This window comes from Alteromonas sp. CyTr2, assembly GCF_947311905.1.
Classification (GTDB): Bacteria; Pseudomonadota; Gammaproteobacteria; order Enterobacterales; family Alteromonadaceae; genus Alteromonas; species Alteromonas macleodii.
The window spans coordinates 204,486-219,319 of sequence record NZ_CAMZMZ010000001.1; the positions used below are offsets into that span (position 1 = coordinate 204,486).

9 protein-coding genes are annotated in these 14,834 nt (G+C 45.6%); 7 read left to right on the top strand and 2 right to left on the bottom strand.

Going from position 1 to position 14,834, the window contains the following annotated elements; genetic code table 11:
- Positions 1–43: 43 nt before the first annotated feature.
- Positions 44–2,749, bottom strand: a complete 2,706-nt coding sequence (locus QME20_RS00880) for a TonB-dependent receptor (protein ID WP_281715259.1) — start codon at positions 2,747–2,749, stop codon at positions 44–46.
- 374 nt (positions 2,750–3,123) lie between these two features.
- Between QME20_RS00880 and QME20_RS00885 the strand changes: the two genes are divergently transcribed.
- The 6 genes from QME20_RS00885 (at position 3,124) to QME20_RS00910 (ending at position 12,292) form a co-directional block, all read left to right on the top strand.
- Complete coding sequence (locus tag QME20_RS00885) at positions 3,124–4,035, top strand: diguanylate cyclase (protein WP_281715260.1); 912 nt, start codon at positions 3,124–3,126, stop codon at positions 4,033–4,035.
- 88 nt (positions 4,036–4,123) lie between these two features.
- Positions 4,124–5,356, top strand: a complete 1,233-nt coding sequence (locus QME20_RS00890) for a helix-turn-helix domain-containing protein (protein WP_281715261.1) — start codon at positions 4,124–4,126, stop codon at positions 5,354–5,356.
- 391 nt (positions 5,357–5,747) lie between these two features.
- Positions 5,748–7,094 (top strand): Na+/H+ antiporter NhaC family protein, encoded by a 1,347-nt coding sequence (locus tag QME20_RS00895; RefSeq protein WP_281715262.1) that lies wholly within the window; start codon positions 5,748–5,750, stop codon positions 7,092–7,094.
- Between the two features lie 100 nt (positions 7,095–7,194).
- Entirely contained in the window at positions 7,195–11,190 is a 3,996-nt protein-coding gene (gene hrpA, locus QME20_RS00900; protein WP_281715263.1) for an ATP-dependent RNA helicase HrpA, read from the top strand.
- A gap of 257 nt (positions 11,191–11,447) precedes the next feature.
- Positions 11,448–11,750, top strand: a complete 303-nt coding sequence (locus QME20_RS00905; protein ID WP_014949177.1) for a PilZ domain-containing protein — start codon at positions 11,448–11,450, stop codon at positions 11,748–11,750.
- Between the two features lie 284 nt (positions 11,751–12,034).
- Positions 12,035–12,292 (top strand): DUF2061 domain-containing protein, encoded by a 258-nt coding sequence (locus QME20_RS00910; protein ID WP_281715264.1) that lies wholly within the window; start codon positions 12,035–12,037, stop codon positions 12,290–12,292.
- A 100-nt stretch (positions 12,293–12,392) separates the two neighbouring features.
- On the opposite strand, the gene QME20_RS00915 is transcribed toward QME20_RS00910, so the two are convergent.
- Entirely contained in the window at positions 12,393–13,586 is a 1,194-nt protein-coding gene (locus QME20_RS00915) for a class I SAM-dependent methyltransferase (protein WP_281715265.1), read from the bottom strand.
- 256 nt (positions 13,587–13,842) lie between these two features.
- Here QME20_RS00915 and QME20_RS00920 point away from each other — a divergent pair, with 256 nt between their 5' ends.
- Positions 13,843–14,820, top strand: coding sequence for an NAD(P)H-quinone oxidoreductase (locus QME20_RS00920; protein WP_281715266.1), 978 nt, complete (start codon positions 13,843–13,845; stop codon positions 14,818–14,820).
- The last annotated feature ends 14 nt before the right edge of the window (positions 14,821–14,834 follow it).

A 14,834-nucleotide genomic window follows, 5' to 3' on the forward strand; every position in this document is an offset into this window, starting at 1 on the left:
CCTACGGCCTTCAAACCCGATAATTAACTTTCGATATACCTGCCTAGTTAAGCTGCCAAGTAAAGCCAAGTTCGAACGTGCGGCCGTATTCTTCATACTGCGCGTTTTGGTTGCGCGTATCGAAATAGTTGTAGAAAGGTTCGTCACCTAAGTTGATGCCGTTGAAATACACCTGCATGCTGTCGTTGATGTAGTAGCGCGCCATGAAATCAACCTGTACGTGGTCGTCTTCAAATCTGAGCATGTCACCATCAATCTCTTCGAAATTGTCGCTTTTATAGGTGGTGGCTAGACGTACACTGAAGTCATTCGCTTCGTACCCAATGGTGATATTGCCAATGCGGTCTGATTGATTTGGTAACTGGGTTTCAAATTTTTCGCCATCTAAGAAGGTAGTCGCTTCAGAATCGGTAAAAGTAGCATTGGCGGAAATAATAAAGCCATTGTTGAAGGCTTTCACCCAAGAGAGTTCTAAGCCAGTTAAATCGGCAGAGTCGCCGTTTATCGGCTGTATGACTTCTTCAAAGCCTTCCCAACCAGTAGTGCCTGCAACATCAGCGTACACAACAAAATTGTCGATATTTTTGTAGAACAGCCCCGCTGAAATTACACCAATGTCACCCGGGTAGTACTCAATCGACAAATCAACGTTTTGTGCTTCGTAAGGTTGAAGGTCAGGGTTGCCAACTTCCGCCTCTCGTTCAGTAACAAAGACGCCATCATTTTCTTCCGTTTTACTCTCGATGATTTGAAATGCCGCTACATCTTCAAACTTTGGTCTTGAAATAGTTTGGGTGTAGGCAGCGCGAAGCTGAAGTTTATCTGAAACAGTGTATCTGGCATTTACACTGGGTAACCAATGATCGTAGTCGCGCTCTGCTTCCCATGGCGTATTTACCACTTCTTCCACGTCGGTTTCTTCGTTTTCTACAAGCTCTACTCGCATACCCGATGTAGAAAAGTCAGTACGTTCATAGCGTACACCTGCTACCAAATGAAGTTTATTTATATCTACGCTGCCCATGATATAAGCGGCAAAAATATCCTCTTCATTCACATAGGTCGCGCCACGAGACTCTACTTCAGAATTTAGGCTGTCTAATTCCAAGCTCTCGCGGTTTTCGTTAAAGTAGCTACGCATTTCACTTCGATTAAGCCCAGGCCCAAAGTCATCAAGAGAGTAGTCTGGACTGGCAGCTCCGAATTGCGAAGCGTCTAGGTCGTCGAATTCTCCATCAAAAATAGCGATGCTGCTGTCGCGGTCTTTTTCTCGGCTTCGGTATTTCGAGCCAATTTTTAACTCACCGATATAACCACCAAGGTTGATGGGGCGGGCGGCGTCGAATTTAATACTGGTTTCGGTATCTTTCGTGTAGTTATCTTCAAAGCTGATCTCATCGACTTCATAGGTTGATAAGTCCATGGCATCAGCGTTTTGTGACACGGTTGGACGCATAGTATTTAAGTCTGCGTCGATACTGTCATTTTCGGTTTTGAATACGTAATACAGTGCATCTGGCTCGTCTTCATCAGACTTTGCATAACCGAGCTGCCAGTTTGCTTTCCAGGTATCTAATTGGTGTTCACCACCAAGCGCCACAGTAAAAATACTCTGGCTTTCAAAGCGGTCTTTACTTTCTCTTTCTATTTCTGAGTCTTCGCCATCGAACGTGAATATATTACCTTGACGGTATTCGTCGTCAGAAAACTCACTGTAAAGTGTGCGAAGAAAGTATTGGTTGTTGAAGTCAGGACGAAAATCTATATTTAACGCACTCCCCAAACGTTCGCGAGTGATCGTGTAGTGACGTTGCTCAAGCTCATCGTCACCGTTACTTTCAACATTGTCTGAACCAAAATCTCGGTCAAAGTAGGAAATGGCGCCAGCCACCCCCCATTCAGGGGAAAGCTTCTTGGTAAACGTACCAGAAAGCTTTGGACTGGTTTCATCGCGTAAATCATTTTGACTGGCTTGCACGGTAATGCTCGCGGTATCACGAGCCTTATCAAACGCACTCACGCTTTTCACCGCGACTGAACCACCAATGGCGTCTCCGTCCATGTCGGGCGTTACCGATTTAGATACCTCCAACGTTTGGATGAGTTCAGAGGGAATAACGTCAAGGGCTACTGAACGTACGCCTGATTCAGGCGAGGGAATATTCAAGCCGTTAATGGTTACGTTATTCAAGTTGGGGTCGATACCGCGTATGCCGACGAAACGACCTTCACCCTGATCTCGCTCAATCGACAAGCCAGGTAAACGCTGTAACGACTCAGCAGCATTTTGGTCTGGAAATTGTCCAATGGCATCTGCGGATACAATAGACGAAATACGATCTGACGTTCGCTGCTGGTTTATGGCACTTGCCTGACCGCTTCGTTGACCACGTACCAAGATCTCATCGATGGTATCGCCGCTGCCAAACTCCACGGCTGCGCGCGCAATGCCGTTGTCCGTCACTTTTATCGCTTGCGTAACCGTTTCCTCACCAAGATAAGAAATTTCTAGCGTGTAAGTACCCTCTGGAATAGAGGGAAACCGAAATGTACCGTCTGTGCCAGCTTCAGTAACCAGTCCTAATTCTTTAAGCTTAATTTGAGCACCGGTATAGCTGCGCGTCTGTGCGGTGTCTTTTACTGAACCGATAATTACGCCATCAGCAGCTGAAGCAGGTATAGCGACGCTAAGGCCCATTGCCGCTATGCAGGCAAGTGTTAGAGAAGAGTACGCGGTTTTAATTTTCATTTATTTTCCAATTAATTAAGCAGTAAAAAGGCGTTTTGAATAAGTGCTAAGTAAGTGAATGAGTACCCTAAGAATCCTGCATGACAGTTATATGACGATTTGATGGAACAAGCGGTACACAATCGGTAATTGTCGCCTATTTGCAATTGGCTGAGCTAAATTGACCCTTGCTTAAATTACTGATTTTGTTTGGTTTATGTGTCTTTTTTTATGCTCCTAAAGTTCGCTGCCATCAAGATGTCACATTGCTGAGCCAAACTGACCCTCGACAGTTTCATCAGATTTGGGCAAGACTCTCGTTTTGTTATGAGCGCTGGCGGTGGCCGGACTAACGCGTGATGTATCCAATTCAAGAGATTTCCAAAGAGAGCACTATGTTTACCTTTACAAATTCAACACAATTTAGGCATCACAAGCTTTGGCTAGCATTTACATTTTGCGTAGTGGCGTTAGCGGTTTGTTTAGCTTTTATGTTTGGCAATGCAAAAGAAAGCACCGTGATATCAGGCCTCGATATTGTGGGAGAGGGAAGCATTGCTTTTTTAACTTTGGCGTGGATGCTAGCTGCGCTTGCCAGCCGTCCTCCAGGTAAAGTAACGAGCCTTCTCACGGTAGGACTCGGCTTCTTTCTATTTTCAGTCAGTTTAGATTTCTTGGATGAGTTTTTTCATTATCCCAAAGAGGCTTATTGGCTAAGCATGATTGAGTCTTATCCTGCGGCTGTGGGTATGGTAGTAATGACCGCGGCACTGTATCAGTGGCACCTAGAGCAGCGCGCGTTAAACTTGCAATTACGACGCAGAGAATGGGACTTTCGCGATCACGATGCTATCGATCCCATCACTCAGCTTTACCGCGCAGAATATTGGAAAACACAAATTAATAAATTACAGCAGTCTGGCAAGTCAGCTGTCATCGCCATTATCGATATCAATAACTTCTCTTTGTTCAACCAAAAACATGGGTATACAGAAGGCGATAGGTATCTGCACGATATTGCGCAATTGGTGATTATGAATTTGCGTCAGCAAGATTTAGCGTGCCGCTATGCCGGTGATAGGTTTGCTATTTTGATGCCAGACGTCTCGCCCATGCAGGCCGACGTTATCCTCAACGATATCAAAGTGAGCATTCAGCACCTTGCGTTTAGACACAGTCAAAATGCAAACGCTATTTACACCACCGCTCGCAGTACTCAAGTGACTTTGTTACCTAACCAACGCCTTGCGACAGTGCTTAACACCATGCTCTTTGAACTTGAGCGTGCCCATGGTAGCGCAGCGTAATTAGGCCGGTTTGGTCAGTGTATTTGGCGATAGTAATTGGTAGGGGTAACCGGTGAAGATGAATGAAGATGCCTGCAGCGAGTAACTTATGGATTTAATGTTACCAAGACTAAACGCACTACGAGACTCTGAGGACGAAGCAGCAATTGCGGGTGCTGAGTACTGTCATTCAACTCGTCTTTCTGGAGTGGGTGTCTCTCTAAAAGATGATGCTAAAGCGCTTGGCATGGGTGTCATCGATAGTGCTGGTAGTGCTGATGTAGTGATGTCTAGCCAAGATAAAGTAATAGTTGGGTATTGGTTAGTGAGGGCAGCACTTAATGTGGCGCTCTCTCGTGGCGCGAATAAAAATAAGCTCTTGCGCGGTACAGGAATTTTTGAAGACGCGTTGCAACACTATTCACTACTAAGCACAAAGCAATACTCATCGCTGTTAGTGAACGTTCAAAGTCAAGCGAGAGGCGGCGACGTCAGTTTTTTGCTGGGAGGGGCTTTCGCCTCGCAGTGGCCATCTAGTCCACTTAATGCGCTCAATGCATGTGAAAATGTAGAGCAGCTACTTTTACAGCTGACTCAACGCCACACATACCGGTGGTGTAGCCTACCGCTCTGTCAGTTTCAGCGTTTTGAGAACGCGGACCAAATAATGTTAGTGCCTCAGTTTACAGGGGTAAGCAGCAAACAGCTTCAGTTCTCCATTGAAGTGGCATTCGCAAGCGTTGTTGCACTTATGAAAAGTATAGCGAATAAGCGAATTCCTTTATCTTTCTCTTTTGCCGAGAGTCGACCAAGAAATATTGCTGATTACGAAACCCACCTTGGGCTTAAGTTATCGTTTAATCGCGCTTTTAACAGTATTTGCATTGAGAAAGACGTATTACGCCAACCTTTGGAGCTAATAGCTCAGTCGGATTGTTCTGCTGAATCACATGTTTCTCTGGAAGGTGTCGTTAGTAACAGCGCAACGCAAACAAAAGAAGGGGCTTCTATTGAATTGCAAAATCGCTTGTCTTTGCCTGATTTTGTGAGGCGTTATGTTTATGCATCCTCCAACACACAGGCAGCAAATATCGGACTACCTGAATTAGCGGAAACCTTAAACGTCAGTGTGGCTACGCTAAAGCGGAAACTAAAAGAGTACGGCACTAGCTATCGCGCGCTCTGCGAGGAAGTACAGCGCAATCATGTACTTTTACTTCTTTCGGTGCACAAAGTGAGTAACGAGACGGCGGCCAATGCAATGGGCATTAACGATTTACCTAACTTTCGACGAACGGTAAAACGGCTTACAGGTAAAACCCCTAGCGAGCTTAGAATTTAACGTAAATGACTGATAGCGCCTGTCCATATTTCTACGTAACAGAGCTATGCCACACACTTATGCCAAACATTTATGCAACACTGCTATTAAAAATAGCTGGGCGGCAGTCGCGTTCTACGGCTAAATGGTTGTAGCGTCACTCCTTTAATAACTCGAAATCCAATCGTAGCGTCTGGAACCGTGCAGATGAGTTAATTATTGGAAAGTAAATTTCTTTTCAATGCTTTAAAAACCTTTTATCCTTTGCAGCTTTAGCTTTTCACCGTTCAAGACCGTCAAAATATGGTTTCGTTGAAGCTTTTTCTTACGCATTCGCAACCGGCAGGTGGCTTTTCCGCGTAGCCTTTAAACTGTTGCTAGCAGGCAATAAAACCCAAAAAGAGAGTTTTCTGTGCACGAAAATAAAGACATTGCACCAAATTCTATTGCACCTAACCCGCTAGGTTTAACGCCTATTTTGCTTTTTGTGATCCTTGTTGTGGTAACCGGCATTACTACAAACGACATCACTGCGATGCCTATTGTGGTTGCGTTTTTTATCAGCGCTGGCTATGGGCTATGTTTAAACCCGAAAGGGAAAAAGGTCAGCTTCTCTGAAAAAGTACAAACGTTTTGCAAAGGCGGTGGCGATAAAAACATTATTCTTTTGGTGCTTATTTTCCTGTTAGCCGGTGCGTTTTATGCGGTGACTATTGATATTGGCGCTCGGGATGCCACGGTCAATTTGGCACTTCAATTTGTGCCTTCTTCACTTATATTGCCAGGCCTGTTTTTGATTTGCTGTTTCATATCATTTTCAATGGGCACGTCCATGGGCACCATTACCGCGCTCTCGCCCATAGGTGCAGGTCTTGCCACAAGTTTAGGGCTGCCGGTAGAAATGGCGCTGGGTATTGTGGTGGGGGGCGCAATGTTCGGTGATAACCTCTCGTTTGTTTCAGACACCACCATTGCCGCAACTCGTACCCAAGGCGTTCAGCTAAAAGACAAGTTCAAGGCAAACTTAATGGTTGCTGTGCCGGCGTGCATTGTCACCATGGCGTTGCTGCTTATGGTGGATGTTGATACTTCTGGTATTGTTGAAGGTGGCAGCTACGATTTTTGGCGCATAGTACCGTACTTGTGCATTATCGCTTTTGCGCTAACAGGGTTTAACGTCATTAGCGTACTTGCAGTGGGTATTGCCAGTGCCTGCGTAGTAGGCTTGCTACAAGGAAGCTTTACGCCACTTTCAATGATGCAGAGCATCCAAAAAGGGATGGGCTGGATGCAAGACTTAGCGATGATCGCCATAACCATAGGCGGCATTGTGGCACTTATGCACGCTAACGGCGGTATAACCTGGTTAATCGAGCGCTTAACTCGTAAGGTCACGTCAAAGAAAGGCGCTGAGTTCAGTATTGCTGGTTTGGTTAGCTTTTTGGACATTACAACGGCGAACAACACTATTGCGATTGTTACCGCAGGTCCAATTGCTAAAGACTTAAATGAAAAATACGGTGTTGACCCTCGTCGTACCGCATCACTTTTGGATATCTTTTCGTGCAGTTTCCAAGGTTTAGTCCCTTACGGTGCGCAGCTTTTAAGTGCCGCGGCCGTAGTAGGTATTTCACCGTTAGCTATTACACCGTACTGCTGGTATCCCATGCTGATTTTCGTGTTTGGTGTGGCGGCCATTTGGTTCGGTTTTCCCCGTTTTAAAACGCCCCAAGACGATGAATTAACCCAAAGCGCTTAAATTCTCGTAACGCTTAACACGCTGGCTTTTTAGGGCGGTATCTTCTAGGATCACCGCCCGAATTTTATTGATGATTAGAAACACGCTTTAGGATGTCACTTTGTCTTCAACACTTGCAATAAAACCTCTTTACAACAAACTAGATGATTGTTTGAGCGCAGATAAATTTCGCTTGAAGCGCCGCATTACACAGCTTGCACAAAAAGGGAATGATACATCTGGTGTTGAAGGAAAAGGCGCGGAGAAAAATGCTGCTAATTCAAAAGGTTCAAAACGTGACAGCGTGGTTAGCGAAGAAAGCTTAAAAGCGCAGTTTGAAAAGCTCGAAGGCGACATCAATGCATCGATAGAAAAGCGTAACTGGCGTAAAGACAACCTACCTAAAGTTGAATACCCACCGCTGCCAGTTAGCGATAAAAAAGAAGATATCAAAGAAGCGATTGCGAATAACCAAGTGGTGATTGTTGCGGGTGAGACTGGGTCGGGTAAAACTACGCAGTTACCTAAGATATGCTTAGAGTTAGGTCGCGGTGTAAACGGCATGATAGCCCACACCCAGCCAAGACGATTAGCGGCGCGAAGTGTAGCCACTCGTATAGCCGAAGAGCTAAACACGCCGCTTGGCGAAAAGGTGGGTTTTAAAATTCGCTTTAGCGACCAGGTAAGCGAGCGAAGCTACGTTAAGCTTATGACCGACGGTATGCTGCTAGCTGAAATGCAGCAAGACCGCTTTTTAAATCAATACGATACTATCATCATCGATGAAGCTCACGAACGCAGCCTTAATATCGACTTCTTGTTGGGCTATCTGCGTCAGCTGTTAGACAAGCGCCCTGATTTAAAACTCATTATCACCTCTGCCACCATCGACCCAGAGCGATTCTCTAAGCATTTTAATAATGCGCCTATTATCGAAGTGAGTGGACGTACCTATCCGGTAGAAATTCGCTACCACGCGCCAGAAGATAATGATGACGATATTGATCAAAGCGATGCCATCGTAAACGCAGTCGACGAGCTAATGCGTGAAGCACCGGGCGATATCTTAGTGTTCTTAAGCGGAGAACGCGAGATACGCGACACCCAAGATGCCTTGAGCAAACAGCATTATCGCAACACTGAAATTGTTCCGCTGTATGCGAGGTTGTCGGCGGCAGAGCAAAACCGCATATTTCAGTCGCACAGCGGCAGACGCATTGTACTTGCCACCAACGTGGCAGAGACCTCGCTTACGGTGCCTGGCATTAAATACGTAATTGACCCGGGTTTTGCCCGTATTTCACGCTACAGCGCCAGAAGTAAAGTGCAGCGTTTACCTATTGAGCCAATATCTCAGGCGTCAGCGAATCAGCGGGCAGGGCGATGCGGCCGTGTGTCTGACGGTATTTGTATTCGTCTTTATAGTGAAGAAGACTATTTAGGCCGCCCAGAATTTACTGACCCAGAGATCCTGCGAACCAACTTAGCGTCGGTTATTTTGCAAATGCTTGCTTTAGGGTTAGGCGATATCGCTGCGTTTCCATTTGTTCAGCCGCCTGATAACCGCAATATCAACGACGGTTTCCGTTTACTTGAAGAAATTCAAGCTATCGCGAAAGGCAAAGATAACCGAAAAACCAAGCAAAGCGGCAAAATGCAGCTTACTCCGCTAGGTCGTCAAGTAGCACGTTTACCTATCGACCCTCGCTATGCACGTATGGTGATTGAAGCCGAGCGCACGAACGCGCTCAGCGAAGTAATGGTGATTGCAGCGGGGCTTTCAATTCAGGATCCGCGCGAGCGCCCACAGGAAAAACGCCAGCAAGCAGACGAGAAGCACAGCGAATACCACGATAAAGATTCTGACTTTATCAGTCTTTACAACTTGTGGGTGGCGTTTAGAGAGCAGCAAAACGCACTGAGTCAAAACCAATTGCGCAAATGGTGTAAGCAAAATTTCATCAACTATTTACGTATGCGTGAGTGGCAGGACATTGTTAGCCAACTTAAAAAGTCTATCGCTGAGCTGGGCTTTGGCATTTCAAAGCAAGAAGCCGACTATCAGGCTATTCACCAAGCCATCGCCAGCGGCTTGCTGTCTCACATGGGCTTTAAAGATAAAGAGCGCGAGTATATGGGCTCGCGTAATTCGCGCTTTCTTATTTTCCCTGGTTCAGGGCTATCAAAGTCTCAGCCCAAATGGGTAATGGCAGCTGAGCTTGTAGAAACCTCTAAGCTATTTGCTCGTATGGTGGCAAAAATTGACCCAGCATGGGTAGAGCCTTTGGCCGAGCATGTTGTGCAAAGAAGCTATTCAGAGCCACACTGGTCTAAAAAGCGCGGTGCGGTGATTGCCTTTGAAAAAGTAACCTTGTTCGGGCTACCCATAGTAATGAAGCGTGCGAAGGTTTATAGCCTCATCGACCCGCCAATTTGCCACGAGCTATTTATCCGCGAAGCGTTAGTCGAGGGCAATACTAAGCTCAATTACAGTTTCTTACAGGAAAATCAGGCGCTGCTTGAGCAGGCTGACGAGTTTGAACAAAAGACCCGTCGTCGCGATTTGATAGTCGATGATGAAGAACTGGTAAGCTTTTACGCCAAGCGCATTCCGGTTGAAGCCAATAACGACGCGGCGTTTAAGAAGTGGTTTAAGCAACACGGAAGCAACGACAGTTTAACGTTTAAAGAAGAAGACGTATATCGTCAGCAGCCTGGGCAGTCGGTAGCAAACGCATTTCCTGATGTATGGCGCCAAGGCAATATTACGCTGCCGCTTCGCTATAACTTCGAACCTAACGCTGAAGACGATGGCGTAACTGTGGTGATTCCGCTGCCTGTGCTTAACCAAGTCGACAATATAGGTTTTGATTGGCTGGTGCCGGGGCTAAGACACGATCTAATTGTGGGTTTAATTAAAACCTTGCCTAAACGCTTGCGTCGTAACTTTGTGCCTGCGCCAAACTTTGCTGAAGCATGCCTTGCAGATATCTGTGAAACAGATAAGAACAACCGTCCGGTGCCTTTGCTTGAAGCTGTAACCGATAAGTTACGCAAAATGACAGGCGTTATTATTGAAAGCGAAGAATGGAATTTAGAACAGCTTGATAAGCACTTAAAAATGCACTTCGCGGTAGTTAATGACAACGGTGATGATATTGCCAAAGGTGACGACCTGCACGCGCTTAAACAGCAGTGTGCAGGGCAGGTGAAGCAAACCTTTGAGAAAGCCGCAACTCCGGAGTTAGAGCGAAATAACATCGAACAATGGGATTTCGAAAGCTTGCCAGAAACCTTTGTGCAGAAAGTTGGTGGGTTTGAAGTTCAGGCGTTCCCGGCTCTGGTACAAAAGGGCGATAAGGTAGATATTGCGCTAATTGAAGAAGCGGATAAAGCCCAAGTGCTGCATAAGCAAGGCGTGAATGTCTTGATTAAAAACGCGATGCCGTCGCCCCTTAATTATTTGCAAAGCAAATTACCTAATAAAGCCAAGCTGGGTTTGTATTTCAATCCATTTGGACAAGTGAAAGCGCTAATTGATGATTGTATTTTTGCGGGTATCGACGCCATTGTCAGTGATTACTGCAAAACCAATAACACCGACATTCGCAGCAAAGCCGATTTTGAGGCCTGTTTAGAGATTGCTCGTGCAAACATTAATGACAGTGTGTTAGAGATTGCCAAACAAGTGGAGCAGGGGCTTACCCTCGCGCACCAGTGCCAGAAGCAAATGAAAGGTAACGTGCCGCTGACCATGATAAACGCCTTAGGTGACTGTAAAGCCCACTTGGCATCGTTAGTTTTTCCTGGTTTTGTTTCTGAAATTGGCGAGAGCCGATTAGATGATTGGAATCGTTACATTAAAGGTTTAGCTCGTCGGCTAGAGAAGCTCCCCATTGATCCCAACAAAGACAGAATGCATCAGGTCACGGTAGAAAAGTCGATTAAAGAATGGGAAAAGGCGTGCAGCAAATACCCCAAAGGTAAAGTACCTCAAGCTCTTAATGATGTGCGCTGGATGATAGAAGAATTACGGGTTTCGTTGTTTGCGCAGCAGCTTGGTACGGCTTATCCCATTTCGGCTAAGCGTATCACTTTGCACCTCGCTGACTTTTAAAAAAGGGCGTTAGGTGTAAGGTAGCATCAATGAGCTAGGCTAGGGCATGCGGGCACATATTTGTTATCGCAAACAAAACAGCGGGCAGAAACGGCTGAGTCGCTGATTTAAGTGGGAAGGTAGTCGAAATTAGACCAAAGTACACTTTTAATAATTGTTGAATAAATATTATACAGTTCGATTGACAAGTTACCGGCATCGCCCTATAACATCAGATGTAGTCGTCAGCGTAACGCTAAAAATCAGGAGAAGTAGACATGTTGGGATACGACGATAAGCGAAATTTTTTCAGGATGATGGTAAATTCGCCTTGTCAGTTGCAAATTACTGATGATGAGTCGAGCCGCACCATGCAGGCAATGTGTAGAGATATCAGTGCTACAGGTATGTCTTTGGAAGTCGATGAACCCTCAATTGAGGTGGGTACACAAGTGAGTGTTGCAATAGAGTCATCTAGTTCGCAAATCCCATCTTTGGCAGCATTAGCGACTGTTGTGCGCTGTGAACCTGAATCCGAGTCAAGCTGCATTATAGGCGTCGAAATTTCTCAGATGAAATAGTCTAATCTAACGTTTTAGGGCGGGGTAAAAGCTTCGCCTTTTCGTGTCTAACTAAAAAGCACAAAGCGTCAGGGTCTACAGCAATGACGTCCTCGCGGTGTTGCTTCTTTCTTTACACTCCTATGTTGACCAGCCCGTTGTGGTTTGAAAACAGTCTTTCAGCTTTCATATACTAAACTGAATAGGCCGTTCAGTTTTTTCTATTTTAACTCTCAGTCTTAATTGCTAATAATTCTCATTAATGCGAAAGCAAACTGATTTAATATTTTGAGAGAGCGATGACTATGAAAAAGACGATGACCTTTGCAGTGATGCACTTTTCAGTGGCCTTTACGGTTGCCTACTTACTGACAGGAAGTGTGGTAGTAGGCGGTGCTGTAGCGTTGGTTGAGCCAGCCATTAATACCGTGGCGTTTTATTTTCACGAGATGGTGTGGAAGAAAGTTGAAGAAAAAGAGGGTGTTGTTAAGGAACAATCAGATGACAGTTCACAACAGTTATCAAGTCGCTTTTCTAACAATGAGATAACCTTTGCACCTTAAGGGAGTGGATTTACCTTCGTAAGCTTTTCGCACAACGTAATGTTAGCTCAATAGATTTCGTTAAGCGCCCTATACATCAACAAGGGCGCTTTTTTAATCGCTAGTCGTCGGTGACTTCACACACTAGACCTTTCAAGTAATAGCCTTCTGGATAGCTGCCAATGATAGGATGATCTGAGGCTTGATTAAGCCTTGCGATAATTTTGATAGTACGACCTGCATCAAGTGCAGCGTCTGCCACAACTTTCTGGAATAAATCTGCCGGCATAAGGCCAGAGCAGCTAAATGTAAGCAGCAGCCCACCAGATTTAACAGCATGTATGCCGTACATATTAATGTCTTTATAGCCGCGGGCAGCACGGTTTAATGTTGCCTTGCTGTCGACAAACTTTGGCGGGTCGAGTATCACCATATCAAACTGTTTGCCCTGCTCGTGATACTCCCTGAGTGCCTTAAACACGTCTTGGTTTACGTAATTGGCTTTGTTTTCGTCTAAACCATTGATGGCTACATGGTGCTTAGCCAAATCAAGAGCAGGCTGAGATACATCAACGTTAGTCACTGATTTAGCACCGCCAGCAAGTGCGTAGCAAGAAAACGTACCTGTGTAGCTAAAACAGTTGAGTACGTCGGCATCTTTCGCGTAGTGTGCAGCCGCCGCGCGACTGTCTCGCTGATCAAGGTAAAAACCGGTTTTATGGCCGTTCTCGATATCAACCACTATGTTGATGCCGTTTTCTTTTACTGTAACTTGCATAGGTGGTTCACCATGCAGTACACCAGTTACAGGCTCTAAGCCTTCTTTCTTGCGCACATCCACGTCGCTTCGCTCGTATATGTGTACATTAGGCATTAGCTTAGTAATTGCCCACACTATCTTATCTCTGTGTTTTTCGCCGCCCGCGCTCAAAAGCTGAGGTACTGCAACGTTGTCGTATAGGTCTATAGTGATCCCTGGAAGGCCATCACTTTCAGACGCTATCCAGCGAAACGCGTTGGTTTTGTTTGGGTCAAACAAGCGTTTGCGAAGGGCTAGTGCAGTTTCTAAACGGCGTAGGAAAAATCCGTTATCAATGCTTTCGTCTTTCTTGAATGTCCACATACGAACGCGAATTTTTGAATTTGGAGAGTAAGCGCCTCGCCCTAACCAGTCGCCTTCAGAGTCAAATACGTCTACCGTATCGCCAACTCGCGCGCGGCCCTTTAGTTCAGCCACAGCGCTTTCGAATACCCAAGGGTGTTTGCGGCGAAGTGATTTGTCTCTGGATGGCTGTAATATGACCTGTGCTGACATGAAGGCTCTCGTACTAATTTAATAAATGTGAAACAGAGTTAAGCGATTTTACTCGCTTATGAGAATGGTCGCGATTATACGCAATTTCATAAGTTCTGTGTTAATAATACCAATCTGCATAGATAATTACCCACTCAGCGAGAGTTAAAATGCTCTATCCGGACTGGTATAAACACAAAACAAACCCAAACTGTTTGATATAAAAGTACGTAGCCAAATTACGATTAGAATTTAAGACTAGGATTGGATGTAAATTATGCGATATGTCGATTTTGAAAAAGGATGCGGCCCAAGCGAACTTGTTGTAAAGGAATGTGAAGGGCTGTCGCTAGCACCAGGGAAAGTAAAAGTTGACGTAAAAGCGTTTGGGGTGAATCGTGCGGATACCTTACAACGCCAAGGGAATTACCCACCTCCACCAGGCGAGAGCGATATTCTTGGATTAGAGGTAGCCGGTGTGGTGTCAGAGGTTGCCAGTGACGTTACTGCATTTAAAGAAGGTGACGAAGTATTTGGTTTGGTTGCAGGTGGCGGCTATGCCACTGAAGTGATGGTTAATCCAGCCCATTTAATGCCCATCCCCAAAGGCATGCCGTTTTTTGAAGCCGCGGGTTTGGCCGAAGTGTTTCTTACGGCATTTCAGTGTTTGCGCACAATCGCGCATGTAAAGCCGGCTGAACGGGCGTTAATTCATGGCGGTGCAAGCGGTGTAGGGCTGGCTGCCACGCAACTTTGTCGATATTGGGGCGTACACAGTGCGGTAACGGCTTCAAGCCAAGATAAGCTTTCGTTGTGTGAAAGCAATGGCGCAGAGCATCTTATCAATTATAAGCAGCAACAGTTTGATGATGTGCTTAAAAAAGTCTGGCCTGAAGGGGTTGATATGGTGCTTGATATGGTAGGTGGCGACTACCTCAACCGTAACCTTAAAATACTGAAGCAAGATGGAAAAGTGGTTTACTTAGCGATGCTGGCAGGGAGATATGCTGATAACCTCGATATGGCTATGCTGTTAGGTAAAAGGGCGTCCATTATTGGCACGACACTTAGAAATCGAAGCGACGATTATAAAGCTGATCTAATTCGTGACTTTACTACCGTATGCTTGCCTGCTTTTGAGAATGAAGAGCTTAGGGTGAATATCGATACTCACTATAGCATTGAAGATATCAGCGAACCCCACGTGCGTTTGGAAAACAACGATACGCAGGGCAAGTTGGTTCTTTCTTGGTAAACGCTGCTTGGTAA

Excerpts from the sequence above, each read along its gene's own strand:
- QME20_RS00880 (WP_281715259.1), bottom strand. The coding sequence starts at position 2,749 with ATGAAAATTAAAACCGCGTACTCTTCTCTAACACTTGCCTGCATAGCG.
- QME20_RS00885 (WP_281715260.1), top strand. The coding sequence starts at position 3,124 with ATGTTTACCTTTACAAATTCAACACAATTTAGGCATCACAAGCTTTGG.
- QME20_RS00890 (WP_281715261.1), top strand. The coding sequence starts at position 4,124 with ATGGATTTAATGTTACCAAGACTAAACGCACTACGAGACTCTGAGGAC.
- QME20_RS00905 (WP_014949177.1), top strand. The coding sequence starts at position 11,448 with ATGTTGGGATACGACGATAAGCGAAATTTTTTCAGGATGATGGTAAAT.
- QME20_RS00910 (WP_281715264.1), top strand. The coding sequence starts at position 12,035 with ATGAAAAAGACGATGACCTTTGCAGTGATGCACTTTTCAGTGGCCTTT.
- QME20_RS00915 (WP_281715265.1), bottom strand. The coding sequence starts at position 13,586 with ATGTCAGCACAGGTCATATTACAGCCATCCAGAGACAAATCACTTCGC.
- QME20_RS00920 (WP_281715266.1), top strand. The coding sequence starts at position 13,843 with ATGCGATATGTCGATTTTGAAAAAGGATGCGGCCCAAGCGAACTTGTT.